This window comes from Pantoea jilinensis (assembly GCF_019104105.1).
Taxonomy (GTDB): domain Bacteria; phylum Pseudomonadota; class Gammaproteobacteria; order Enterobacterales; family Enterobacteriaceae; genus Pantoea; species Pantoea eucalypti.
In genome coordinates this window covers 932,561-958,801 of record NZ_CP077746.1, presented here as the reverse complement: position 1 = coordinate 958,801, position 26,241 = coordinate 932,561, and the positions used below count along the sequence as shown (strand labels likewise).

The following is a 26,241-nucleotide window of genomic DNA, read 5'->3' as shown; positions in this document are numbered from 1 at the left end:
CAGGGAGGATGGAAAGGCCGTTCAGAGCCCCGTCGCGGCGGGGCCTGATGCGTCAGCCGAAAACGCTTTGAATATAGCGTTCCAGCGCCATGCGGGAACTGAATCCGTGCGGGATGCCGTAATGTTCCTGTGAATCACCCGCCAGGTAGAGAGGGAATTGGGTGTAGTGATCGCAGGTCTTCATTTCTGAAGCGGGTTCAGCGAACGGCTGGCTCTTCTCTTTCAGTGTCGGGTGAATCACTAAAGCCATGCGCCCCATGCGCGCTTCGCGGTTCACATAAACGTAGTTCTCTCCACGGCGATAGCCATAGGCCCGTGGGGTAATTTCATCGACTTCGAAACCCGCTTTTTCCAGTACGCGCGCTACCTCATCCGGTCGTAAATACATGCTCGATCCTCTCCTCTTTCAAAAGCTTCGCAACCTTACAACAGCATGACAGAGTGGGCATTCGGAATTTTCCCTAAAGAACACTCCCGCGTCTCGTTAATCTCAAGGTCGTCTACACTAGTATTACGTTTTTAAATCAAAGGGAGCTAAAAAATGTTTAATCGCACTGTAAAAAACGATGACATTGATATCAATCAGGACGTTAACGAACTGGCCGATTCACTGGAAGCGCTGTTGAAATCTTACGGCAGTGACGCCAAAGACGAAGTGGACTCAGCCCGCAGTCAGGCAGAGAAGCTGCTGAAACAGACCCGCTCTAAACTGAACGGCGGCAGCAACCGTGTTTCACAGGTTGCGCGTGATGCTTCCGCTCAGGTTGATACCTATGTCCATGACAAGCCATGGCACGGTGTAGGTATCGGTGCCGCATTCGGTATCGTCGTGGGCGTACTGCTGGCTTCACGCCGCTAAGCTAAGCGCTGAGAAATCCCCTGAGCCCTGCCCTGTGCGGGGCTTTTTTTTGCCTTTTTTGCGGCCAGCGACATTTACAAAAGATTTTTCCAGGCTGCAGGGCGCATCCCTGCTGGCTTTTCCTCTGTTGCGCAAATACAAATCATAAAACCCTATATCTGGTGGGCTTGACCACCAAAAACACTACATCTAGTATTTAGCTCATCAGCACGACACCTGCTGTTCGTCACAATGAAGCCCGCAACCTGTCGCGTCAGCTTTGTTTTCGGGCATCAGAACCGCACACAGAGGGAAATACGAATCATGCGCATTATTATTTACACTAAAGATAACTGTGTCCAGTGCACGGCGACCAAAAATGCGATGGACCGTCAGGGTCTCGCCTATCAGTTAATCAATCTCGACAGCCAGCCGGAAGCGATCGACAACCTGAAATCACTGGGTTACCGCCAGGTGCCGGTGGTGATGGCAGATAACGATCACTGGAGCGGCTTCCGCCCGGACAAGATCGCCACTCTGCGATCGCTTTCTGCCGTCGGGGGCTAAGCGCATGTTCCCGCTGGTCTATTTTTCCAGCCAGTCGGAAAACACCCACCGGTTTGTCACGCGCCTCGGCCTGCCCGCCTGGCGCATCCCGCTTGATGCCCGTGATCAGTTGCATATCGACCAGCCCTATATTCTGGTGGTACCCAGCTATGGCGGTGGCAGCAGTCGCGGTGCAGTGCCCGGTCAGGTGATTCAGTTTCTTAATGATGAGGCGAACCGCCGTGGTATTCGTGGCGTGATCGCAGCAGGCAACCGTAATTTCGGTGCCGGTTACTGCCTGGCGGGCAGCATCATTGCAAAAAAATGTCAGGTTCCTTGTCTTTATCGCTTCGAGCTAATGGGAACGCCTGACGATATTGCGAAAGTTAAAGCGGGAGTAACCCAATTTTGGCAACAACAGATACCCTCAACGGCGTGACGCTCGATTATCACGCCCTCAATGCCATGCTGAACCTCTACGATGCTGACGGCCGCATCCAGTTCGACAAGGATCGCGAAGCGACACGTCAGTTTTATCTGCAGCATGTGCAACCCAATATCGTCCCCTTCTCCAGCAACGCCGAGCGTTTACGCTATCTGGTGGCGGAGAGCTATTACGAAGCGGATGTGCTGAATCAGTACGATTTTGATTTTCTGCTTGAGCTGCATGAGGTGGCGGAGAAGTGGGGATTTGAGTTCAAAACTTTTCTGGGCGCCTGGAAGTACTACACCACCTATACCCTGAAGACCTTTGACGGCAAACGCTATCTGGAAACCTTCGAACAGCGCGCCTGCATGGTGGCACTGACACTGGCTCAGGGCGATGAAACGCTGGCGCGAGCGCTGCTGGAGGAGATCCTCAGCGGCCGTTTCCAGCCCGCTACGCCGACCTTTCTGAACTGCGGCAAACAGCAGCGCGGTGAGCTGGTCTCCTGCTTCCTGCTGCGCATCGAAGACAATATGGAGTCGATTGGCCGCGCAGTGAATTCGGCATTGCAGCTGTCAAAGCGCGGCGGCGGCGTCGCCTTTTTACTGTCGAACCTGCGTGAGTCTGGTGCGCCGATTAAACGTATTGAAAATCAATCGTCGGGCGTTATCCCCGTAATGAAAATGCTGGAAGATGCTTTCTCCTATGCGAATCAGCTTGGTGCGCGTCAGGGCGCCGGCGCAGTCTGGCTTAATGCGCATCATCCCGATATTTTCCGCTTTCTGGATACCAAACGCGAAAATGCCGACGAGAAGATCCGCATCAAAACGCTGTCGCTGGGCGTGGTTATTCCTGATATCACTTTTCAGCTGGCAAAAGAGAACAGACCCATGGCGCTGTTCTCGCCCTATGATGTTGAGCGGATTTATGGTCAGGCCTTTGGCGATATCAGTATCAGCGAGAAGTATGACGAGATGCTGGCGGACGATCGCATCCGTAAAACGTATATTCAGCCACGCGACTTCTTCCAGACGCTGGCCGAGATTCAGTTTGAGTCGGGCTATCCCTATATCATGTATGAGGACAGCGTGAACCGCAGCAACCCGATTGCCGGTCGCATCAATATGAGTAATCTCTGCTCTGAGATTCTGCAGGTGAACAGCGCCAGCGAGTACCATGATGACCTGAGCTATCGCCGCATCGGCAAAGATATCTCCTGTAATCTTGGCTCCCTGAATATTGCGCATGCCATGGATTCGCGCGATCTGGCGCGCACCGTGGATGTGGCGGTTCGCGCTCTGACCTCGGTGTCGATGATGAGCGAGATTGGCTCGGTGCCGTCGGTCGCCGAAGGCAATCGCCGTTCGCACGCCATCGGGCTGGGTCAGATGAACCTGCACGGCTATCTGGCGCGGGAAGGCATCGCCTACGGCTCACCGGAAGCGCTGGATTTCACCAATCTCTACTTCTATTGCATTACCTACTATGCGCTACGCACCTCTAATCAACTGGCGCAGGAGCATCAGAAGACGTTCGAGGGCTTTGCGGATTCGCAATACGCCAGCGGCGTTTACTTCGATAAATATCTGCAGCGGGAATGGCTGCCGCGCACTGAACGGGTGACGACGCTGTTTGCCGATGCCGGACTGACACTGCCGACCCAGGCGGACTGGCAGGCGCTGCGTGATGCAGTGATGCAGCACGGGCTGTTTAATCAGAACCTGCAGGCGATCCCGCCGACCGGTTCGATCTCCTACATCAATCATGCCACCTCCAGCATCCATCCGATTGTCTCCCCTATCGAGATCCGCAAAGAGGGTAAAACCGGTCGCGTCTACTATCCCGCGCCGTTTATGACCAATGAGAATCTCCACCTCTATCAGGATGCGTATCAGATTGGGCCGGAAGCGATTATTGATACCTACGCAGAAGCGACTCAGCACGTCGATCAGGGCCTGTCACTGACGCTGTTTTTCCGCGATGACGTCACGACCCGCGACATCAACAAAGCGCAGATTTACGCGTGGAAAAAAGGGATCAAAACGCTTTATTACATTCGACTGCGTCAGATGGCGCTTCAGGGCACGGAGGTTCAGGGCTGCGTCTCATGCTCCCTGTAATGAAAACGATGAAACTTAAACAAATTCAGGCGATTAACTGGAATCGCATTCAGGATGAGAAAGATCTTGAGGTGTGGAACCGTCTCACCAGCAACTTCTGGCTGCCAGAAAAGGTGCCGCTCTCTAACGATCTGCCCGCCTGGCAGACGCTGGATAAACAGCAGCAGCAACTGACCATCCGGGTCTTCACCGGCCTGACGCTGCTGGATACCATCCAGAACGTGATCGGCGCGCCGGGACTGATGGACGATGCTATTACGCCACACGAAGAGGCGGTACTGTCGAACATCAGCTTTATGGAAGCCGTCCATGCGCGCTCTTACAGTTCTATCTTCTCAACTCTTTGTAATACGCAGGATGTGGATGCCGCCTATCAGTGGAGCGAAGAGAATGTGCCGTTGCAGAACAAGGCGCGCATCATCCTTGAACACTACCGGGCGAATGATCCGCTGAAGAAGAAGATCGCCAGCGTTTTTCTGGAGTCGTTCCTGTTCTATTCCGGCTTCTGGCTGCCGATGTACTGGTCGAGCCGGGGCAAGCTGACCAACACTGCCGATCTGATTCGCCTGATTATTCGCGATGAAGCGGTGCACGGTTACTACATCGGCTACAAATATCAGCAGGCGCTGGCCACGGCTGACGATCTGCGTCGCGAAGAGCTGCAGCAGTTCGCCTATGATCTGCTGCTGGCGCTGTATGAGAATGAAGTGGCTTACACCGAGGCGCTCTATGCCGATGTCGGCTGGGTGGAAGAGGTGAAAACCTTCCTGCACTACAACGCCAACAAAGCGCTGATGAATCTGGGCTACGAGGCGCTGTTCCCGGCGGAGCTGACGGCGGTAAATCCGGCCATTCTGTCGGCGCTGTCCCCCAATGCTGACGAGAACCACGACTTCTTCTCCGGTTCAGGCTCCTCCTATGTGATGGGTAAAGCGGTCGAAACCGAAGATGAAGACTGGAATTTCTGAGGGTTACCGGGTGCTGTTTTATCAGCATCCGGTTTTCACTGGCAATGGCATAGCAGCCGCGCCACCGCGACTCATCATAAGAAAAAAATATTACTGCAATACCGCCTGACTATTTCATTGTTTATTGATGTTCATCCGCCCCGTATTTTCTTTTTTTCGGCCAATTATTTCACTGAACATGGTCGTTTCAGGCGTGATTATTTTCCTGCATCGGTCCCCATTATTTCCGTAATATTTCACGTTGGTGACGTCTGTTTTTCTCCCTTTCACGCAGCAAATCGACCTAAATGCCAATAAATCCCTGATTATTTCACAAAAAATTAATCCGCGCTTATCCCTTGTGAGCACTGAAGATAATCTACATCTGAATGCCCCGTGCCCGGCAAACATCCCAACTCAGGGTTGTCAGATAACGTCAGTGTGCTACGGTATGGCCTGCTTAAATTTCAGCGGGAACGACAGGTTAATATCAGATATTTCAACCAGGATTTAATGACTGCATGGCTATTAAGCTCGAAGTAAAAAATCTCTATAAAATATTTGGCGACAATCCGGATCGCGCGTTTAAATATATTGAAAAAGGTGCGACCAAAGATGTCATTCTGGAGAAGACCGGTCTCTCTCTTGGCGTAAAGAACGCCAGTCTGGCTATTGAAGAAGGCGAGATATTCGTCATCATGGGGTTATCTGGTTCAGGAAAATCGACCATGGTTCGCCTTCTCAATCGTCTGATAGAGCCGACGCGCGGCCAGGTGATTATTGATGGTGTCGATATTGCCAAAATATCGGCCAGCGAACTGCGTGACGTGCGCAGAAATAAAATCAGCATGGTATTCCAGTCATTTGCTTTGATGCCGCACATGAATGTATTAAATAACACGGCATTTGGCATGGAATTAGCGGGCGTCGCACTGGCTGAACGCCAGGAAAAAGCCCTGGAAGCGTTACGTCAGGTCGGGCTGGAGAATTATGCGCACGCTTACCCGGATGAACTTTCCGGGGGAATGCGACAGCGCGTCGGATTAGCCCGCGCGCTGGCAATCAATCCTGACATCTTATTAATGGATGAGGCCTTCTCCGCACTGGATCCGTTGATTCGTACTGAGATGCAGGATGAGCTGGTTAATTTACAAGCCAGGCATCAGCGCACCATCGTCTTTATTTCCCACGATCTGGATGAAGCGATGCGTATTGGCGATCGCATTGCCATTATGCAGGGCGGCGAAGTGATACAGGTTGGTACGCCGGATGAGATCCTGAATAACCCAGCCAACGACTATGTCCGCACCTTTTTCCGTGGCGTCGATATCAGTCACGTATTCAGCGCCAAAGATATAGCCCGTCGTAGCGCGGGAGCATTGATCCGCAAAGCGCCTGGTTTCGGTCCGCGCTCCGCCATGAAACTGCTGCAGGATGAAGACCGCGATTACGGCTACGTGCTGGAAAAGCAGAAATTTATCGGCGTGGTTTCCACCGATTCTCTGAAAGCGGCGCTGGCAGCAGGCGAAGGTATCGACAGCGCCCTGCTCGACACCCCGGCGGCGGTTCCCGCCGATACCTCATTGAGCGATTTGCTCTCTCACGTCGCGCAGGCTCCCTGTGCGGTGCCCGTGGTCGGCGAAGAAAATCACTATGTCGGTCTCATTTCCAAAAGCACGCTGTTGCGCGCGTTAGATCGTGAAGGAGCCCAGCCATGAGTCAGGACACCACCAATCCGTGGGATAGCGGCACCGCTGCCAGCACTCAGGCTGCGCCCACCAGCAGCGGCGGTGCCGATGCCTGGGGCACGCCCGATGGTAGCGCGACAACCCATGCAGCCAGCAGCAGTGACTGGCTCAACAGCGCCCCTGCACCCGCACCGGAACATTTCAGTATCATGGATCCGTTCCACAAAACCTGGATCCCGCTTGATCACTGGGTGACCACCGGTATCGACTGGGTGGTCAACCATTTCCGCCCGCTGTTTCAGGGGATCCGGGTGCCGGTTGACTATATCCTCAGCGCCTTTCAGCAGCTGTTGCTGGGAATGCCAGCACCAGTGGCAATTCTGGTGTTTGCGCTGATTGCCTGGCAGATCGCAACCCCCGCCATGGGCATTGCCACGCTGGTATCGCTGATCGCCATAGGTGCCATTGGCGCCTGGTCGCAGGCGATGGTGACGCTGGCGCTGGTGCTTACCGCGCTGATGTTCTGCATTCTCATCGGCCTGCCGCTGGGGATCTGGCTGGCCCGTAGCGAACGGGCAGCGCGTATTGTACGACCTCTGCTGGATGCAATGCAGACCACACCCGCCTTTGTCTACCTGGTGCCGATTGTGATGCTGTTTGGTATCGGCAACGTGCCGGGCGTGGTGGTAACGATTATCTTCGCCCTGCCACCGATTGTGCGTCTGACTATTCTCGGCATTAAGCAGGTACCCGCCGATCTGATCGAAGCGAGCGAATCCTTTGGTGCCAGTCCGAGACAGCTGCTATTCAAAGTGCAGTTGCCGCTGGCGATGCCCACCATTATGGCGGGCGTCAATCAGACCCTGATGCTGGCGCTGTCAATGGTGGTGATCGCCTCGATGATCGCCGTCGGCGGACTCGGTCAGATGGTCCTGCGCGGTATTGGCCGTCTTGATATGGGGCTGGCTACGGTGGGTGGCGTGGGAATTGTGATTCTTGCCATTATCCTTGATCGCCTGACCCAATCGTTTGGTCGCGATAGCCGCAGCCGCGGTAATCGTCACTGGTATCACACCGGTCCGCTGGGCCTGATCTTCTCTCCTTCGCGTAAAAAATAATCTGTCGGGCGGTGCCTGCGCGCCGCCCATCCTGACGCGACATCTTAAATAAGGAATGACTATGCGCAACAGAGCCTCTCTGCTCGCCGCCGTGGTAACCACGCTGGCCGTTTCACACGTCTCCGCTGCCGATCTGCCGGGCAAAGGTATTACGGTGCAACCTATACAGAGTACTATCGCTGAAGAGACTTTTCAGACCCTGATTGTCAGCCGCGCGCTGGAAAAACTCGGCTATCAGGTCAGCAAGCCGAGTGAAGTGGATTACAACGTTGGCTACACCTCTATCGCCGCTGGCGACGCCACCTTTACCGCGGTGAACTGGCAGCCACTGCATGACGACATGTATAAAGCTGCCGGTGGCGATCAGAAGCTGTATCGACAGGGAACCTACGTTACCGGTGCCGCCCAGGGTTATCTGATTGATAAGAAGACCGCCGAGAAATATCACATCACCAATATCGAACAGCTGAAAGATCCTAAGATCGCCAGACTGTTTGACGCCAACGGCGATGGCAAGGCGGATATGACCGGCTGTACGCCAGGCTGGGGCTGTGAAGCGGTAATTAATCATCAGAACAGCGCCTTTGGTCTCAGTGATACCGTGACCGCTAATATGGGTAACTATTCGGCGATGGTGGCGGATACGCTGGCACGCTACAAACAGGGTAAGCCGATCCTTTATTATACCTGGACGCCCTACTGGCTGAGCGATGTGCTGAAGCCGGGCCGCGATGTAGTCTGGCTGCAGGTGCCGTTCTCGTCGCTGCCTGGCGAACAGAAGGATGTGGATACTAAGCTGCCAAACGGCGCGAACTACGGTTTCCCGGTTAATACCATGCACATCGTCGCCAACAAAGCCTGGGCGGCGAAAAATCCGGCGGCGGCCCGTCTGTTTGCGGTCATGAAGCTGCCTATTACCGATATCAATGCTGAAAACTCAGCGATGCATGCCGGACAAAACTCAGAAGAGGCGATTAACCGTCATGTTGATGGCTGGATTAAAGCGCATCAGGCTGAGTTCGATAAATGGATCAGCGAGGCTCAGGCCGCCGCGCAATAACATGAAAACATGTCCACCCCAGGGTGGTTGGTAAAAGTGCTGGCTCAGGGAGCATACGCCTTAAGTCGGACAGTGATTAAGGGCGGAAACATTTCTGCCCTTTTTTATGCCTGCTATCCCGACTGGTATGGCCTGTTAATAAACATGCGTGTGAAATAGTTTTTTGAGTTATTATTAACCTCAAATGATTATTAGCGACCGATGCTGTTTATGAATGCGACTCGCCAGGGTCTGACGCCTGCTTTAGTGATTCTGATGTCGGTAGCAACCGGCCTCTGCGTAGCCAGTAACTACTACGTTCAGCCACTGCTTAATACCATCGCTCAACAGTTTGATCTCTCTGTTAGCCTCGCCGGGTTTATTGTCACCACGGCGCAACTCGGCTATGCCTGCGGATTGCTGTTGCTGGTGCCGTTAGGCGATCGCTTTGACCGACGCAGCCTGATTGTAACGATGATCCTGCTGGCTGCGGCGGGCATGGTCATCATCGCCCTTTCGCACTCATTTCCCTTTTTACTGCTGGGCACAGTCATGACTGGCCTGTTTTCGGTCGCTGCGCAAATCCTGGTGCCGCTGGCTGCCACACTGGCCGAGCCGGAGCGGCGCGGCAAAATCGTTGGTACCGTCATGAGCGGTTTGCTGCTGGGGATTCTGCTGGCGCGCACCGTGGCAGGCGGTCTCGCACAGCTTGGCGGCTGGCGTACGGTCTACTGGACAGCCAGTTTGCTGATGGTCGTGATGGCGCTGGCGCTGTGGCGAGCGCTGCCACGTGTTAAGCAGTCCGTGCCAATGAGCTATCCACAACTGCTGGCCTCTATCTTTCGCCTGTATGCAGGTAATCGCGTGATCCGCACCCGCGCGTGGACCGGCTGTCTCGCGTTTGCCAATTTCAGCCTGCTGTGGACCTCAATGGCGTTTCTGCTTTCTGGCGCGCCTTATCACTTCTCAGAAGGTGAGATCGGCCTGCTGGGGCTGGTCGGTGCCGCAGGGGCGCTGGCCGCTCGTCAGGCGGGCTCACTGGCTGACAGGGGTAAAGCGAAGCTGACGACCCGACTCGGCCTGCTGCTCATGTTGCTCTCCTGGGCCGCTATTGCATGGGGCGCAGCGCAGCTGGTGCCGCTTATTATTGGCATTCTGCTGCTGGATCTGGCGGTGCAGGCTGTCCATATCACCAATCAAAGCGTGATCTATGCGCAGATGCCGGAGGCGCGTAACCGTCTGAATGCAGGTTACATGACCAGCTACTTTATAGGTGGTGCGGCGGGTTCGCTGCTCTCCGCCACCGCTTATCATCTGTGGGGCTGGCATGGCGTCTGTGGCGCTGGCGCACTGCTTACGCTGACTAATCTGCTGATCTGGGCAAAGGGATCGCGCTTTGAGCCGGAAATAATCAACTGAATCCTGGCCCGACAGTGCAAGGGTCTGGTCACAAATGGTTAGGTTTGTTATGGTTAGTAACAAAGCTATTCACTTCGGTTATTTTTCCTCGCGATATTATTAAATTTGCCCTCTTTTGAAAACGTCCCGGCTTAGCGCTGCCGCCGGGTGTACGGGTTTTTGACCCAGGGCCAGGGAGTGGCCTGGAATACCTTTGATGGTACAGAGTGCGGGTCTGAGAGCGATCACCTGCCAAAAAGTGACTACGCTTACCCTGTCACCATAGTTATTATACAAGTTGCAATTAGTGAGGTTTTTTTTAATGGAAAGTTCGTTTACTCCCATTGAGCAGATGCTAAACATCCGTGCCAATCGCCATAAGGATTTTCCGTTACAGGAAATTATTCTGACGCGTCTCTGTATGCATATGCAGGGTAAACTGCTGGACAACCGTAATAAGATGCTGAAAGCACAGGGGATTAATGAAACCCTGTTCATGGCGTTGATTACGCTGGATGCGCAGGAAAACCACAGCATTCAGCCTTCTGAACTCAGTTCAGCCCTTGGCTCTTCGCGCACCAATGCGACGCGCATTGCCGATGAGCTGGAGAAGCGCGGCTGGATTGAGCGTCGCGAAAGCGATCACGACCGTCGCTGCCTGCACCTGCATCTGACCGATAAAGGCATGGAGTTCCTGCGTCAGTTGCTGCCCCCTCAGCATCAGAGCCTGCAGTATCTCTGGTCGTCGCTGTCAGTCGATGAGAAATCCCAGCTGGAAGGTATTACCCGTAAGCTGCTTAATCGTCTTGATAAAATGGATGAAGATCAGCTGATCGCCTCGCTGTCCCGCTAATAGCAATAAGTGCGACACAATCACCCGTCGAAATCGTTATTTTAACTTCCTTTTTTATCTGGCCAGCGCCTAGTCGCTGGCTTTTTCGACTCGGGCGCTGGCAGAAATGGATTTCTGCTGCCCGTCTAAATGGAAAACGTGGAGAAAGTCATGAGTGCAACGGCAGAAGCACAAAGTCCGCAACCGTCAGCCAGTAAAAAGAAGAAGCGCAAAAGTGTGCTCATTGTGCTGGCGCTGATCTTTGTGCTGATTGGTATTGCCTGGGGGGTTTACTGGTTCCTGGTCCTGCGCCATTTTCAGGAGACCGATGACGCCTACGTTGCAGGTAATCAGGTGCAGGTGATGGCACAGGTTTCCGGTAGCGTGAACAAAGTCTGGTTTGAAGATACCGATTTCGTGAAAAAGGGCGATGTGCTGGTTTCACTCGATAAGACGGATGCTGAACAGGCGTTTGAAAAAGCGCAGACGGCACTGGCCACCAGCGTGCGTCAGACGCATCAGCTGATGATCAATGGCAAACAGTACCAGGCCAGCATTACGTTGCAGCAAACTGCGCTGGCGCAGGCACAGGCCGACCTGAAACGTCGTGAGCCATTGGGTGCAGCTAACCTGATTGGCCGTGAAGAGTTGCAGCACGCCCGGGACGCTGTCGCGACGGCTAAAGCGCAGCTGGATGTCGCGATTCAGCAATATAATGCTAATCAGGCGATGATCCTTAATACCTCGCTGGAGAATCAGCCAGCTGTGCAACAGAGCGCAGCTGAGTTGCGTGATGCCTGGCTGGCACTGCAGCGCACTGAGATCCGCAGCCCGATGGATGGTTTTGTCTCACGTCGCAGCGTGCAGGTCGGTTCACAAATCTCCACCAGCACCCCGCTGCTGGCTGTCGTGCCTGCAACGAATCTGTGGGTCGATGCCAACTTCAAAGAGACCCAGCTGGCTGGCGTACGCATTGGTCAGCCTGCCACCGTGGTTGCCGACATCTACGGTGACGACGTCGTTTATCATGGCAAAGTCGCAGGACTGGATATGGGCACCGGCAGCGCCTTCTCTCTGCTGCCTGCACAGAATGCTACCGGTAACTGGATCAAAGTGGTTCAGCGCCTGCCGGTTCGTATCGAACTGAATCAGGAAGATATCGCCAGACATCCACTGCGCATCGGCCTCTCCACGCTGGTTAAAATCGATACCACCAGCAACGAAGGCAGTGTGCTGGCTACCAGCGTCCGCCAGCAGGCCGCTTACAGCAGCAATGCCCTGGCGATTGACCTTGCGCCGGTCAATCAGCTGATCACCGATATTGTCCGCGCCAACGCCGGATCATGACGCGGAGGCTGTAATGGCACAAAAACCGCTTGAAGGGATGCCGCTGGTCCTGATGACCGTAGCGCTGTCGCTGGCGACGTTCATGCAGGTGCTGGACTCGACCATCGCCAACGTGGCCATCCCTACGATTGCCGGGAACCTGGGCGCGTCGAACTCTCAGGGTACATGGGTAATCACCTCGTTTGGTGTCGCGAATGCGATCTCGATCCCGCTGACCGGCTGGCTGGCAAAGCGCATTGGTGAAGTGAAGTTGTTCACCTGGTCGACCATTCTGTTTGCCATCGCCTCCTGGGCGTGTGGTATGTCAGATAGCCTGGAGATGCTGATCTTTTTCCGTGTCATTCAGGGGATTGTTGCGGGTCCATTGATCCCGCTGTCGCAAAGTCTGCTGCTCAACAACTATCCGCCCGCTAAGCGCAGTCTGGCACTGTCGCTGTGGGCGATGACGGTGATCGTCGCGCCGATCTGTGGCCCGATACTGGGCGGCTGGATCAGCGATAACTATCACTGGGGCTGGATCTTCTTTATCAACGTGCCGATTGGTGTGGCCGTGGTCATACTGACGCTGCAAACGCTGCGTGGCCGGGAAACTAAAACCGAAATCCGGCGGATCGACATGGTCGGGCTGGTGCTGCTGGTCGTGGGGATCGGCTGTTTACAGGTCATGCTGGATCGCGGAAAGGAGCTCGACTGGTTTAACTCGGCCGAGATTATCGTGTTAGGGGTCGTGGCATTGATTGCGCTCACAGTCCTGCTGGTCTGGGAGCTGACGGACGATCACCCGATCATCGACCTCTCCCTGTTTAAGTCGCGCAATTTTACCATTGGCTGTCTGTCGATCAGTCTGGCGTACATGCTCTACTTCGGCTCGATAGTCCTGTTACCGCAGCTGCTGCAGGAGGTTTACGGTTATACCGCAACCTGGGCAGGCCTGGCGTCGGCACCGGTAGGCATCATACCGGTGATCCTGTCGCCGATTATTGGTCGCTTTGCGCATAAGCTCGATATGCGACGGCTGGTCACATTCAGCTTCATTATGTATGCCATCTGCTTCTACTGGCGCGCGTATACATTTGAACCGGGGATGGACTTTGGTGCCTCAGCCTGGCCGCAGTTTATCCAGGGCTTTGCCGTAGCCTGCTTCTTTATGCCACTGACGACCATTACGCTGTCGGGACTGCCGCCGGAGCGCATGGCCGCAGCATCCAGCCTGTCGAACTTTATGCGTACGTTTGCTGGCTCGGTAGGCACGTCGATTACAACCACGATGTGGACGAATCGCGAGTCGATGCATCATAGCTATATGACCGAGTCGATTACCCCGTACAACGTTAATTCGCAGCAGATGTATAGCCAGCTGGAGAGCCTGGGAATGACGCAGCAGCAGGCGTCTGCGTATATCGCGCAGCAGATTACCAATCAGGGACTGATCATTTCAGCGAATGAAATTTTCTGGGCATCGGCGGGGGTATTCCTGATCCTGCTGGTGCTGATCTGGTTTGCCCGTCCGCCATTTGGTGCAGGCGGTGGTGGCGGTGGAGCACACTGACGTCACAAAGCAAAACGGGCCTTTCGGCCCGTTTTTTTATGCGTTCTGACGCCACCATTCGGCGAGCAGTACGCCGGTTGCGACCGAAACGTTGAGACTTTCCACGTTGCCGGTGCCGCCAATCGACAGGCTCATGTCACCCTGTTTGAACGCGGTGTCAGAAAGACCTTCACGCTCCTGACCTAACACCAGCACCATTTTCTCCGGCAGCTTAGCCTGCGCCAGCGGCGTGCCCTGATGGCTGGAGGTGGTCACGATGGTGTAACCCGCTTTACGGAACGCTTCCAGACCTTCGCTGAAGGTTGCGCCGCTGATGGCCTGAACATGCTCGGCACCGCCTTCTGCGGTACGCACTGCTGCACCCGACTCCAGCAGTGAAGCATCATTCACCAGCAAACCTTTTACGCCAAAGTGCGCGCAGCTGCGCATAATCGCGCCAAGGTTATGCGGGTTACTGACATCTTCCAGTGCCAGTACGCAATCTTTGGTTGTTGCCTGGCTCAGCCATTCCGAAACCGCCATACCCATACGCTTTTTAATCAGGAAACAGACGCCACCGTGATGCTCAGTGCCTGATGCTTTGGTGATCTCTGCATCTTCTACCACGTGATAGGCTTTGCGGTTCGCCGCCAGCCAGCGCAGCGATTCACGGAAACGCGGAGTCACTTCCTGAATGAACCAGGCGCGAACAATCGCTTCCGGACGACTCTGGAACAGTGCCTGACAGGCGTTCTCACCATAAACGCGGGTTTCTTCGTTACGCTGACGACGGATCTGCTCAGGATCAACAAAGCTCTTGCCGCTGATGCCGCCATGATCGGGCTTATCACTCTCAGGCGATGCAGCACGGTCTGCTGATGGCGCGCGTGATACGGTGCGCCATGGGGAGTCGCTGCTGCCATAGGCGCCACGGCTATCATCGCCACGATCGTTGCGGCGACCTGCACCCTCGTCTGAACGGCGTGGCGCACCACGTCCGCCTTCGTCACGGCGCGGTGAACTGCTGCGACCGGTATCGTCGCTGCGACGCCCCGCGGAGCGACCACCTTCCTGACTGCGTTCTGTACGGGGGCCAGATGAACGACGATTATCATCCTGGCGGGCAGCAGCGTGACCACCTTTGCCTGTACGAGGATTCGGCGCACGCGCACTTTTATCGTCCTCGCCACGCACGTACATCACCTTAACCTTGCCGCTCTTGCCTTTAAATTCGTCGTTCATATCTTCCTCCTGCATTGAGAGCGCGCAGATTACCTGATGTGCTGGCGCTTAGCTATCAACTATTGAACCTATAGAGCAATCCAGATTGAGCAGGAATCCGCCCTCTTTCATAATGGACAACAATTACCAGACTGACACTTTTAAACCTCAGAGGTTCCTATGAATACGGTATGCGCTTCCTGCCAGGCAACCAATCGCGTTCCTGAAGAACGCCTTGCCGATGCGGCGAAATGCGGCCGCTGCGGAAATGCGTTGTTTGATGGCGAGGTGGTCAATGCCACCAGCGCTAACTTTGACAAATATCTGCAGGACGATCTGCCGGTGGTGATCGATTTTTGGGCGCCCTGGTGCGGTCCCTGCGTCAATTTTGCGCCCGTGTTTAAAGATGTCGCCAGCGAGCGCAGCGGGAAAGTCCGCTTTATTAAAGTAAACACCGAAGCGGAACCGGCCCTGAGCGCCCGTTTCAACATTCGCAGTATTCCTACCATCATGCTGTTTAAGAACGGCGAGCGGGTGGACATGCTGAATGGTGCCATGCCCAAGGCACCGTTTAACGAATGGCTGGATGAATCACTGTAATATTCAGAGGTCAGCCAGTCTGGCCTTTTCCTTTTCACCTGCGCTTCGATTACACTGACGTTTTTTCCTGCCCTGAAACCTCATGTCTGATAATGCTGTTTTGCGCTTGCGCACCCAACGCCTGGCGCGTGCCACCCGTCCTTTCCTTGCGCGTGGAAATCGTGTCATTCGCTGCCAGGGTTGTCTGCTGCCAGAAGCCAACTGTCTTTGCAGCCAGATCGTGCCTGCGTCTTCCCGTAGCCGCTTCTGCCTGGTGATGTTTGATACCGAGCCGATGAAACCGAGCAACACCGGGCGTCTGATTGCCGATATTCTGCCGGATACCCAGGCGTTTGGCTGGTCACGCACCGAGCCGGATCCGCTGCTGCTGGCGGCCGTGCGCAATCCTGATTATCAGCCGCTTGTCGTCTTTCCGGCCGCCTATGCGGATCCCGATCGCGAGGTGCTGACAACGCCACCCACCAGCGGCAAGCCGCCGCTGTTTATTATGCTGGATGGCACCTGGACCGAAGCACGCAAGATGTTCCGCAAAAGCCCCTGGCTCGACGCCCTGCCGGTGATGTCGCTGGATGTGAGCACCCCTTCGCGCTATACACTGCGCGAGGCACACGGTGAAGGTCAGCACTGTACCGCTGAAGTGGCCGCGGCGCTGCTGGCGCAGGCGGGCGATCGGCTGGCGGCAGAAGCACTATCTCATCATTTTGATCAGTTCCGTGCGGCCTACCTGGCAGGGAAACCGCATCACGCGGGACAGGCTTAACCGCATCCCTCTTCTTCCGGCAGGCGAGCGCCTGGGCTGACCGATCCGAAGATCCGGATCTTCAGCCTGCGATCTGCCCGGAAGCACTGCCAGCCAAAAGCGTTTACAATCACGCAAATCCCGATCTCTGGAGGGCGAGATGAGCCAACGCGGACTGGAAGCGCTGTTACGACCTAAATCAATTGCGGTGATTGGTGCCTCGGTCACGCCCGGGCGTGCCGGATACTTTATGATGCGTAACCTGCTGGCGGGCGGTTTTAGCGGGCCGGTTTTGCCGGTGACGCCAAAATATAAAGCAGTGAGCGGCGTGCTGGCCTGGCCCACCATCGACAGCTTACCTTTCGCGCCCGACCTGGCGGTGATCTGTACCCACTCCAAACGTAACCTCGAGTTGCTGCAACAGCTCGGCGAAAAAGGCTGCAAGGCCTGCATTATCCTCTCCGCGCCCGCCAGCCAGTCGGCCGAGCTCAAAGCCTGCGCAGGTAAATGGCAGATACGTCTGCTGGGACCGAACAGTCTGGGCCTGCTGGCGCCCTGGCAGGGATTGAATGCCAGCTTCTCGCCGGTGCCAATTGAGAAAGGCCGCATCGCGTTTATCTCTCAGTCCGCCGCCGTCTCTAATACCATTCTCGACTGGGCGCAGCAGCGTAATCTCGGTTTCTCCTGGTTTATTGCGCTGGGTGACAGTCTGGATACCGATGTCGATGACCTGCTCGACTTCCTGGCGCGTGACGGCAAGACCAGCGCCATCCTGCTCTATCTTGAGCACCTCAGCGATGCGCGTCGTTTTGTTTCCGCTTCCCGCAGTGCCTCGCGGAATAAACCGATATTGATCATCAAGAGTGGTCGCAGCCGCGAAGCCCAGGCGCTGCTTGGCACCCACAGCGGCCTTGACGCCGCCTGGGATGCGGCCATTCAGCGCGCCGGGTTGCTGCGGGTCCAGGATACCCATGAGCTGTTCTCCGCCGTTGAGTCGCTAAGCCATATGCGCCCGCTGCGAGGCGACAGGCTGATGATCATCAGCAATGGAGCCGCACCTGCCGCGCTGGCGCTGGATGAACTCTATGCCCGTAACGGAAAACTGGCGCAGCTCAGCGATGAGACACGTCAGCAACTGGAGGCGCTGCTACCCGCGGGTGCAGGTCGCGGTAATCCGCTGGATTTGAAAGATGACGCCACAGCGGAACGTTATGCCGCCTGTGTGGAGATTCTGCTCAACAGTCATGAACTTGATGCATTAATGATTATTCATGCGCCAAGCGCGGTCGCGCCCGCAACTGAAACGGCCGCACATCTGATCGACACCATTGCCCGTCACCCGCGCGGTAAGCTGGTGACGCTGCTGACCAACTGGAGCGGCGAGTTCTCTTCACAGGCTGCACGTCGTGCCTTCACGCAGGCGGGCATCCCGACCTGGCGCACGCCGGAAGGCACCGTCACCGCCTTTATGCATCAGGTTGAGTATCGCCGTAACCAGAAGCAGCTGCGTGAAACCCCTGCCCTGCCCACAACACTGAAGCAGGATAGCGCTCAGGCTCACCAGTTGCTGTCACAGGCGCTGTCGCGCGGCGTTACCGCGCTGGATACTCACGAAGTGCAGCCAGTATTGCAGGCATACGGGCTGGCGACACTGCCGACCTGGATCGCCAGCGACAGCACATCGGCTGTGGCGATTGCCGATCAGATTGGCTATCCGGTGGCGCTGAAACTGCGTTCACCCGATATCGCCCATAAGTCGGAGGTTCAGGGTGTAATGCTCTATCTGCGCAATGCCAGCGAAGTAGAGCATGCCGCTGAGGCCATTTTTGATCGGGTCAGACAGACGCTGCCGCAGGCGCGTATTGAAGGGCTGCTGGTTCAGAGCATGGCCAGCCGTGCGGGCGCGCAGGAATTGCGGGTCGTGGTCGAACAGGATGCCCTGTTTGGCCCAATCATTATGCTGGGCGAAGGCGGCGTTGAATGGCAGGCCGATAAACAGGCTGCGGTTGCCTTGCCTCCCCTGAATATGACACTGGCACGCTATCTGGTGATTCAGGCAATCAAGAGCGGAAAAATCCGCAGCCGTAGCGCCCTGAATCCGCTGGATATCCCCGGTTTAAGCCAGTTGCTGGTGCAGGTCTCTAACCTGGTGGTGGATTGCCCGGAGATCCAGCGACTGGATATTCATCCGCTACTGGCAGCGGGTAATGATTTTACCCTGCTGGATGTCACCCTGACGCTGGCTCCGTTCGATGGCGATAACGAAGCGCGACTGGCAATTCGTCCTTATCCTCAGCATCTTGAGGAGCAGGTGGAATTAAAGAATGGGCAATTCTGCCTGTTCCGGCCGATCCTGCCAGAAGATGAACCTTTGCTGCGCGATTTCATCAGTCAGGTGACCAAAGAAGACCTTTACTACCGCTACTTCAGTGAAATCAATGAATTCACCCATGATGATCTCGCCAATATGACCCAGATCGATTATGACCGTGAGATGGCGATAGTAGCGGTGCGTCAGCATCAGGGACGACCTGAGATCATCGGTGTAACCCGCGCTATCTCTGATGCGGATAACATTGATGCGGAGTTTTCGGTGCTGGTCCGTTCTGACCTGAAAGGGTTAGGGATGGGCCGTCGTCTGCTGGAAAAAATGATCCGCTACACCCGACATCACGGCTTGCAACAATTGAACGGTATCACCATGCCCCATAATCGCGGCATGATTACGCTGGCCCGTAAACTTAACTTTCATGTTGATATTCAACTGGATGACGGTATTGTCAGCCTGAAATTGTCCTTACAGAATGAGATCAACCCACCTTGTAGAGAAAGGTAAAAAACGTTCGAATTGACGGAGTTGATGTTATTATTTGTGGTTATAACCCTGATTTGATGGCAAAAGGCCATGCAATGAACAGAGAAGAAGTGCACTGTGATGTTGTCTAAATTCAAACGTAACAAACACCAACAACACCTCGCACAGCTGCCTAAATTGTCACAATCCGTTGCGGATGTGTCGACACTTTATTCGCCTGCTGAGTTTCGCCAGACGTTGCTGGAGAAAATAGCGACCGCACAGACACGCATCTGTATTGTTGCGCTTTATCTGGAAAATGATGACGCCGGACGTGCCGTTATGGATGCGCTCTATAGCGCGAAGCAGGCGCGGCCAACGCTGGATATTTCGATTCTGGTCGACTGGCACCGCGCGCAACGTGGCCGAATTGGCGCAGCACGAGGCGTAACCAATGCTGACTGGTATTGCGAAATGGCCACACGCTATCCGGATATTGCCATCCCGGTTTATGGCATCCCGGTTAATACGCGTGAAGCGCTGGGTGTGCTTCATCTAAAAGGCTTCATTATTGATGATATGCTGCTCTATAGCGGTGCCAGCATCAATGATGTCTACCTGCATCAGCATGATAAGTATCGGTATGATCGCTATCAGGTTATCCGGAATCCCCAACTGACCGATACCATGTATGAGTGGATCACGCTGAATCTTAAACCTGCAGAAGCCGTCAACCGGCTCGATTTTGCAGAACGACCTTCAAGTCCTGAAATCAAAAATGAGACACGCCAGTTCCGTCAGGATCTCCGGGGTTTCAATTACCAGTTTGAAGGCAATGCCGGCAATGATGAACTGACGGTCACGCCACTGGTCGGTCTGGGCAAGCATAGCCTGCTCAATAAAACCATTTTCCATCTGATGCCCTGTGCGGAACAGAAGCTGATCATCTGTACCCCTTACTTCAACATGCCAGCCCTGCTGGTGCGTAATATCATTCATCTGCTGCGCCAGGGGAAAAAAGTCGAGATCATCGTCGGTGATAAAACCGCCAATGATTTCTACATTGCGCCTGATGAGCCATTCAAAATTATCGGCGCGCTGCCTTACCTGTATGAAATCAATCTGCGTCGCTTCATGAGCCGTCTGCACTACTATGTTACGACCGATCAACTGGTCGTGAGACTCTGGAAGGATGGTGAAAACAGTTATCACCTTAAAGGGATGTGGGTTGATGACGAATGGCAGCTGATTACCGGTAATAACCTCAACCCGCGTGCATGGCGGCTTGATCTGGAAAATGCGGTGCTGATTCACGATCCTCATCAGGAGTTAGCGGCTCAGCGTGAGAAAGAGCTTACGTTAATCCGTCAGAACACGACGATAGTGACGCATTTCCGTGAGCTTGAAAGTATTGCCGATTACCCGGCTAAAGTGCGGAAACTGATTCGCCGTCTGCGCCGGATACGTATCGATCGCCTGATCAGCCGTATTCTTTAATCGCTGCGGCCATAGAGGCATTCATTACGCGAAGTATCCTGTTGCTGTGCTGTTGTGCAGTGGATGCGTCGATATGGCGGAAGATCAGCGAGCATGACGGGATAAAGCGGAACATGTTTTCGCTTCTGCCGCGCTGGCTGCTGCAGGCAATGAATATGGGCAGTGCCAGCCTCTTTCTGGCCGTCAAAACCAGACTATCGGCATCCTGTTTTCATTAAGTATTGGGGCGGGAAAAGAGTGATATGACAGCCGCCCGAATGGCAGCGGCTGGCGCTGGAAAGCGTTCGTGTGGGATGCCGCGGATGCAACCCGCGGCATTGCCCTGTGAAATCTGAGTCAGTCGCCTTGTTAAAGCGTAATCCCTTTGCCGCGTCTGTGCAGCAACAGCGACACCAGAAATGCTACAGCACCCATGGCTGAAACATACCAGAAGAAGGTGGTCTCAATCCCCTGCTGCTTCATCAGCAACGCCACATACTCCGCCGACCCACCGAACAGCGCATTCGCGACTGCGTATGATAGCCCGACCCCCAGAGCACGCACCTGCGGCGGAAACATTTCGGCTTTAAGAATGCCGCTGATGGCGGTGTAGAAGCTGGTAATCAACAAGGCCAGCATGATTAACAGGAAAGCTACGCCAGGGCTCTGCACGTTTTGCAGCAGGGTCAGAATGGGTACTGTACAGATTGCCGCCCCCGCACCAAAGATCATCATCGAAGTGCGACGACCGATTTTATCTGACAGCGCACCGATTATTGGCTGAATCAGCATGAAGACCAGCAGTGCCCCGGTCATCAGCCCGCTGGCCGTTTTTGGATCCATGCCTGATGTGTTAACCAGATACTTTTGCATGTAGGTGGTGAAGGTGTAAAAACTCAGGGAGCCGCCGGCGGTGAAACCCAGCACCATCAGGAAGGGACGGGTATGATTGCGCAGTAACCCGATGACGCTACCCGCATCACGATGTTCGCGGCTGGCTTTATCTGACGTTTCTTCCAGAGAGCGTCGTAGCCATAATGCGACAACGGCGAGCAGTGCGCCGAGGAAGAACGGAATGCGCCAGCCCCAGCTGCGCAGCTCTGCATCAGTGAGCACAAATTGCAGGACCACCACGGTCAGCACCGCCGCTAACTGACCGCCAATCAGCGTGACGTACTGGAAAGAGGCATAGAATCCCTTGCGTCCTTCCAGGGCGACTTCACTCATGTAGGTTGCGCTGGTCCCATACTCCCCACCCACCGATAATCCCTGAAACATACGCGCCAGCAGCAGAATGACGGGAGCGGCTACGCCAATCGTTGCATAACCGGGCAGGCAGGCGATCACCAGCGAACCAAAACACATCATGCAGACCGAAACCAGCATCGAATTTTTTCGGCCGTGCTTGTCGCCAATATAGCCAAATAACCAGCCGCCAATCGGACGCATTAAAAATCCTGCTGCAAAAACGCCCGCTGTCTGCAATAACTGCGTTGTGGTGTCACCCTTTGGGAAGAAGATGTGCGCAAAGTAGAGCGAGAAGAATGAATAGACATAGAAGTCGAACCATTCAACCAGGTTGCCCGATGACGCGCCGACGATTGCCCAGATACGCTTCTTTGTATCATCCGGCTGAGTTTTATTATTGGTGGGTGTCATGCCTTACCTCTGTTCCTTGCTGATCAACAGCGTTTAAAGGAGTGAGTAAAGCATTTAAGTCTACCGAAGGTAAAGGCGGGGTAATCCGAGATTATATTTGTGAGCCATGTCGCTAATTATCGAAAAATCAGCGAGTTGCTGGCAATTATGAGGGAAAGCCGGCCGGTGATAGCGCTGCAGGAAGCGGGAAAATCATTAACAATTTTGCTAAATACAGCGTAATTCAGACGTAAAAAAGCCCCGCACTCTCGTGCGGGGCTTCTTCACTTATATAATGCCTGGCAGTTCCCTACTCTCGCATGGGGAGACCCCACACTACCATCGGCGCTACGGCGTTTCACTTCTGAGTTCGGCATGGGGTCAGGTGGGACCACCGCGCTAAAGCCGCCAGGCAGATTCTGTTCTCCGCGCCGCCCCTTAAGGCCGCGCAGATATATCCGGTACAGGCTGAAAATCGTGTCTCTCAAAAACGCCTCTGGCGTTGTAAGGTTAAGCCTCACGGGTCATTAGTACCGGTTAGCTCAACGCATCGCTGCGCTTACACACCCGGCCTATCAACGTCGTAGTCTTCAACGTCCCTTCAGGACTCTCAAGGAGTCAGGGAGAACTCATCTCGGGGCAAGTTTCGTGCTTAGATGCTTTCAGCACTTATCTTTTCCGCACTTAGCTACCGGGCAATGCCATTGGCATGACAACCCGAACACCAGTGGTGCGTTCACTCCGGTCCTCTCGTACTAGGAGCAACCCCCCTCAATTCTCCAGCGCCCACGGCAGATAGGGACCGAACTGTCTCACGACGTTCTAAACCCAGCTCGCGTACCACTTTAAACGGCGAACAGCCGTACCCTTGGGACCTACTTCAGCCCCAGGATGTGATGAGCCGACATCGAGGTGCCAAACACCGCCGTCGATATGAACTCTTGGGCGGTATCAGCCTGTTATCCCCGGAGTACCTTTTATCCGTTGAGCGATGGCCCTTCCATTCAGAACCACCGGATCACTATGACCTGCTTTCGCACCTGCTCGAGCCGTCACTCTCGCAGTCAAGCCAGCTTATGCCATTGCACTAACCTCACGATGTCCGACCGTGATTAGCTGACCTTCGTGCTCCTCCGTTACTCTTTAGGAGGAGACCGCCCCAGTCAAACTACCCACCAGACACTGTCCGCAGCCCGGATCACGGGCCTACGTTAGAACATCAAACATTAAAGGGTGGTATTTCAAGGTTGGCTCCACGCGAACTGGCGTCCGCGCTTCAAAGCCTCCCACCTATCCTACACATCAAGGCTCAATGTTCAGTGTCAAGCTGTAGTAAAGGTTCACGGGGTCTTTCCGTCTTGCCGCGGGTACACTGCATCTTCACAGCGAGTTCAATTTCACTGAGTCTCGGGTGGAGACAGCCTGGCCATCATTACGCCATTCGTGCAGGTCGGAACTTACCCGACAAGGAATTTCGCTACCTTAGGACCGTTATAGTTACGGCCGCCGTTTACCGGGGCTTCGATCAAGAGCTTCTCCTTACGGATAACCCCATCAATTAACCTTCCGGCACCGGGCAGGCGTCACACCGTATACGTCCACTTTCGTGTTTGCACAGTGCTGTGTTTTTAATAAACAGTTGCAGCCAGCTGGTATCTTCGACTGGCTTCGGCTCGGGGAGCAAGTCCCTCCACCTACGCGCCAGCGTGCCTTCTCCCGAAGTTACGGCACCATTTTGCCTAGTTCCTTCACCCGAGTTCTCTCAAGCGCCTTGGTATTCTCTACCTGACCACCTGTGTCGGTTTGGGGTACGATTCTGTGTTACCTGATGCTTAGAGGCTTTTCCTGGAAGCTGGGCATTTATCACTTCAGCACCGTAGTGCCTCGTCGTCACGCCTCAGCGTTGATAAGGGACCGGATTTACCTGGACCCTCCGCCTACACGCTTAAACCGGGACAACCGTCGCCCGGCTGATATAGCCTTCTCCGTCCCCCCTTCGCAGTAACACCGAGTACAGGAATATTAACCTGTTTCCCATCGACTACGCCTTTCGGCCTCGCCTTAGGGGTCGACTCACCCTGCTCCGATTAACGTTGAACAGGAACCCTTGGTCTTCCGGCGAGCGGGCTTTTCACCCGCTTTATCGTTACTTATGTCAGCATTCGCACTTCTGATACCTCCAGCATGCCTCACAGCACACCTTCGACGGCTTACAGAACGCTCCCCTACCCAACAACACATAGTGTCGCTGCCGCAGCTTCGGTGCATGGTTTAGCCCCGTTACATCTTCCGCGCAGGCCGACTCGACCAGTGAGCTATTACGCTTTCTTTAAATGATGGCTGCTTCTAAGCCAACATCCTGGCTGTCTGTGCCTTCCCACATCGTTTCCCACTTAACCATGACTTTGGGACCTTAGCTGGCGGTCTGGGTTGTTTCCCTCTTCACGACGGACGTTAGCACCCGCCGTGTGTCTCCCGTGATAACATTCTCCGGTATTCGCAGTTTGCATCGGGTTGGTAAGCCGGGATGGCCCCCTAGCCGAAACAGTGCTCTACCCCCGGAGATGAGTTCACGAGGCGCTACCTAAATAGCTTTCGGGGAGAACCAGCTATCTCCCGGTTTGATTGGCCTTTCACCCCCAGCCACAGGTCATCCGCTAATTTTTCAACATTAGTCGGTTCGGTCCTCCAGTTAGTGTTACCCAACCTTCAACCTGCCCATGGCTAGATCACCGGGTTTCGGGTCTATACCCTGCAACTTAACGCCCAGTTAAGACTCGGTTTCCCTGCGGCTCCCCTATACGGTTAACCTTGCTACAGAATATAAGTCGCTGACCCATTATACAAAAGGTACGCAGTCACCCCCATAAAGAAGGCTCCCACTGCTTGTACGTACACGGTTTCAGGTTCTGTTTCACTCCCCTCGCCGGGGTTCTTTTCGCCTTTCCCTCACGGTACTGGTTCACTATCGGTCAGTCAGGAGTATTTAGCCTTGGAGGATGGTCCCCCCATATTCAGACAGGATACCACGTGTCCCGCCTTACTCATCGAGCTCACAGCATATGCGCTTTTGTGTACGGGAGTATCACCCTGTACCCTGCGACTTTCCAGACGCTTCCACTAACACACATGCTGATTCAGGCTCTGGGCTGCTCCCCGTTCGCTCGCCGCTACTGGGGGAATCTCGGTTGATTTCTTTTCCTCGGGGTACTTAGATGTTTCAGTTCCCCCGGTTCGCCTTGCAGCACTATGTATTCATGCTGCAATGATGCACAGAGTGCACCGGGTTTCCCCATTCGGACATCGACGGCTGTAGCGGTTCATATCACCTTACCGTCGCTTTACGCAGATTAGCACGTCCTTCATCGCCTCTGACTGCCTGGGCATCCACCGTGTACGCTTAGTCGCTTAACCTCACAACCCACAGGCGTTTTACAACGCTGCGAGCTGCAAGCATTTGAGAGACTCGAACATGTCGCGCTTTTCATTCTTATTACGGAGAATGAAAACGACACGTCGTTTCAATTTTCAGCTTGTTCCGGATTGTTAAAGAGCATAATACTTCGCAGCACACCGTTGCCGGTACGCTCTGAAGTATTCAGAAAAAACAGTTAAAACGGTATGGTGGAGCTAAGCGGGATCGAACCGCTGACCTCCTGCGTGCAAGGCAGGCGCTCTCCCAGCTGAGCTATAGCCCCATACAGTTACTGCAGAGACCACTACTACCACTCAACCGAGTACACTTCGTGAGAAATGCAATTCGTGCTCAGGCAAGGCATGTTTCCGCGAAGCATAGTGAACTATGCAAGCCGGAGACATAACGCAGCGTGAGTGCGAATTTGGTAGGCCTGAGTGGACTTGAACCACCGACCTCACCCTTATCAGGGGTGCGCTCTAACCACCTGAGCTACAAGCCTGTAGAGGTTTTTTCTGCTCGTTACTTTT

At 54.6% G+C, this 26,241-nt stretch carries 19 protein-coding genes, 2 tRNA genes and 2 rRNA genes; 16 read left to right on the top strand and 7 right to left on the bottom strand.

Going from position 1 to position 26,241, the window contains the following annotated elements:
• Positions 1 to 52: 52 nt before the first annotated feature.
• Entirely contained in the window at positions 53 to 388 is a 336-nt protein-coding gene (locus tag KTJ90_RS04545) for a DUF2002 family protein (protein ID WP_003850360.1), read from the bottom strand.
• A 153-nt stretch (positions 389 to 541) separates the two neighbouring features.
• On the opposite strand from KTJ90_RS04545, the gene KTJ90_RS04540 reads away from it, so the two are divergent.
• From KTJ90_RS04540 to emrB, 12 genes are all read left to right on the top strand, one after another.
• Entirely contained in the window at positions 542 to 859 is a 318-nt protein-coding gene (locus KTJ90_RS04540; RefSeq protein WP_003850361.1) for a DUF883 family protein, read from the top strand.
• A gap of 303 nt (positions 860 to 1,162) precedes the next feature.
• On the top strand, positions 1,163 to 1,405 hold the full coding sequence (gene nrdH, locus KTJ90_RS04535) for a glutaredoxin-like protein NrdH (protein WP_003850362.1): 243 nt from the start codon (positions 1,163 to 1,165) through the stop codon (positions 1,403 to 1,405).
• A gap of 4 nt (positions 1,406 to 1,409) precedes the next feature.
• Positions 1,410 to 1,823: a class Ib ribonucleoside-diphosphate reductase assembly flavoprotein NrdI gene (nrdI, locus tag KTJ90_RS04530; RefSeq protein ID WP_003850364.1), complete on the top strand. Its 414-nt coding sequence runs from the start codon at positions 1,410 to 1,412 to the stop codon at positions 1,821 to 1,823.
• Between the two features lie 26 nt (positions 1,824 to 1,849).
• On the top strand, positions 1,850 to 3,931 hold the full coding sequence (gene nrdE / locus KTJ90_RS04525; RefSeq protein WP_499026451.1) for a class 1b ribonucleoside-diphosphate reductase subunit alpha: 2,082 nt from the start codon (positions 1,850 to 1,852) through the stop codon (positions 3,929 to 3,931).
• 8 nt (positions 3,932 to 3,939) lie between these two features.
• Positions 3,940 to 4,899 carry a class 1b ribonucleoside-diphosphate reductase subunit beta gene (gene nrdF / locus KTJ90_RS04520; RefSeq protein WP_033743485.1) on the top strand — a complete coding sequence of 320 codons (960 nt, stop codon included), beginning with the start codon at positions 3,940 to 3,942 and terminating at the stop codon, positions 4,897 to 4,899.
• A 500-nt stretch (positions 4,900 to 5,399) separates the two neighbouring features.
• Positions 5,400 to 6,596 carry a glycine betaine/L-proline ABC transporter ATP-binding protein ProV gene (gene proV, locus KTJ90_RS04515; protein WP_003850372.1) on the top strand — a complete coding sequence of 399 codons (1,197 nt, stop codon included), beginning with the start codon at positions 5,400 to 5,402 and terminating at the stop codon, positions 6,594 to 6,596.
• A complete protein-coding gene (proW, locus tag KTJ90_RS04510; RefSeq protein WP_003850374.1) occupies positions 6,593 to 7,684 on the top strand; it encodes a glycine betaine/L-proline ABC transporter permease ProW in 1,092 nt (363 codons plus the stop codon). The genes proV and proW overlap by 4 nt, the downstream gene beginning before the upstream one ends.
• A gap of 61 nt (positions 7,685 to 7,745) precedes the next feature.
• Positions 7,746 to 8,744, top strand: coding sequence for a glycine betaine/L-proline ABC transporter substrate-binding protein ProX (gene proX / locus KTJ90_RS04505; protein ID WP_003850376.1), 999 nt, complete (start codon positions 7,746 to 7,748; stop codon positions 8,742 to 8,744).
• Positions 8,745 to 8,954: 210 nt separating this feature from the next.
• On the top strand, positions 8,955 to 10,142 hold the full coding sequence (locus tag KTJ90_RS04500; RefSeq protein WP_033761989.1) for an MFS transporter: 1,188 nt from the start codon (positions 8,955 to 8,957) through the stop codon (positions 10,140 to 10,142).
• A gap of 301 nt (positions 10,143 to 10,443) precedes the next feature.
• Positions 10,444 to 10,974: a transcriptional repressor MprA gene (gene mprA, locus KTJ90_RS04495; RefSeq protein WP_003850381.1), complete on the top strand. Its 531-nt coding sequence runs from the start codon at positions 10,444 to 10,446 to the stop codon at positions 10,972 to 10,974.
• A gap of 150 nt (positions 10,975 to 11,124) precedes the next feature.
• Positions 11,125 to 12,300, top strand: coding sequence for a multidrug efflux MFS transporter periplasmic adaptor subunit EmrA (emrA, locus tag KTJ90_RS04490; RefSeq protein WP_499025963.1), 1,176 nt, complete (start codon positions 11,125 to 11,127; stop codon positions 12,298 to 12,300).
• A 13-nt stretch (positions 12,301 to 12,313) separates the two neighbouring features.
• Positions 12,314 to 13,849, top strand: a complete 1,536-nt coding sequence (emrB, locus tag KTJ90_RS04485; RefSeq protein ID WP_140033119.1) for a multidrug efflux MFS transporter permease subunit EmrB — start codon at positions 12,314 to 12,316, stop codon at positions 13,847 to 13,849.
• A gap of 36 nt (positions 13,850 to 13,885) precedes the next feature.
• On the opposite strand, the gene KTJ90_RS04480 is transcribed toward emrB, so the two are convergent.
• Positions 13,886 to 15,070: a tRNA/rRNA methyltransferase gene (locus KTJ90_RS04480; protein ID WP_003850386.1), complete on the bottom strand. Its 1,185-nt coding sequence runs from the start codon at positions 15,068 to 15,070 to the stop codon at positions 13,886 to 13,888.
• 159 nt (positions 15,071 to 15,229) lie between these two features.
• On the opposite strand from KTJ90_RS04480, the gene trxC reads away from it, so the two are divergent.
• The 4 genes from trxC (at position 15,230) to pssA (ending at position 20,679) form a co-directional block, all read left to right on the top strand.
• Positions 15,230 to 15,649: a thioredoxin TrxC gene (gene trxC, locus KTJ90_RS04475; protein ID WP_008926766.1), complete on the top strand. Its 420-nt coding sequence runs from the start codon at positions 15,230 to 15,232 to the stop codon at positions 15,647 to 15,649.
• Between the two features lie 82 nt (positions 15,650 to 15,731).
• Positions 15,732 to 16,409: a tRNA-uridine aminocarboxypropyltransferase gene (locus KTJ90_RS04470; RefSeq protein WP_154926917.1), complete on the top strand. Its 678-nt coding sequence runs from the start codon at positions 15,732 to 15,734 to the stop codon at positions 16,407 to 16,409.
• Positions 16,410 to 16,548: 139 nt separating this feature from the next.
• A complete protein-coding gene (locus KTJ90_RS04465) occupies positions 16,549 to 19,224 on the top strand; it encodes a bifunctional acetate--CoA ligase family protein/GNAT family N-acetyltransferase (protein ID WP_008926768.1) in 2,676 nt (891 codons plus the stop codon).
• A 99-nt stretch (positions 19,225 to 19,323) separates the two neighbouring features.
• Positions 19,324 to 20,679 carry a CDP-diacylglycerol--serine O-phosphatidyltransferase gene (gene pssA, locus KTJ90_RS04460; RefSeq protein ID WP_003850394.1) on the top strand — a complete coding sequence of 452 codons (1,356 nt, stop codon included), beginning with the start codon at positions 19,324 to 19,326 and terminating at the stop codon, positions 20,677 to 20,679.
• Between the two features lie 348 nt (positions 20,680 to 21,027).
• Here pssA and KTJ90_RS04455 read toward each other — a convergent pair whose 3' ends face one another.
• The 5 genes from KTJ90_RS04455 to KTJ90_RS04435 form a co-directional block, all read right to left on the bottom strand.
• The gene (locus tag KTJ90_RS04455) at positions 21,028 to 22,317 is read right to left on the bottom strand and encodes an MFS family transporter (protein ID WP_003850398.1); all 1,290 of its coding nucleotides are present in this window, start codon (positions 22,315 to 22,317) and stop codon (positions 21,028 to 21,030) included.
• A gap of 276 nt (positions 22,318 to 22,593) precedes the next feature.
• A 5S ribosomal RNA gene (rrf, locus tag KTJ90_RS04450) occupies positions 22,594 to 22,709 on the bottom strand.
• Between the two features lie 93 nt (positions 22,710 to 22,802).
• Positions 22,803 to 25,710 (bottom strand): 23S ribosomal RNA (locus tag KTJ90_RS04445).
• A gap of 208 nt (positions 25,711 to 25,918) precedes the next feature.
• Positions 25,919 to 25,994: transfer RNA gene (locus tag KTJ90_RS04440), tRNA-Ala, on the bottom strand.
• A 142-nt stretch (positions 25,995 to 26,136) separates the two neighbouring features.
• Positions 26,137 to 26,213, bottom strand: a tRNA-Ile gene (locus tag KTJ90_RS04435).
• Positions 26,214 to 26,241 lie beyond the last annotated feature (28 nt).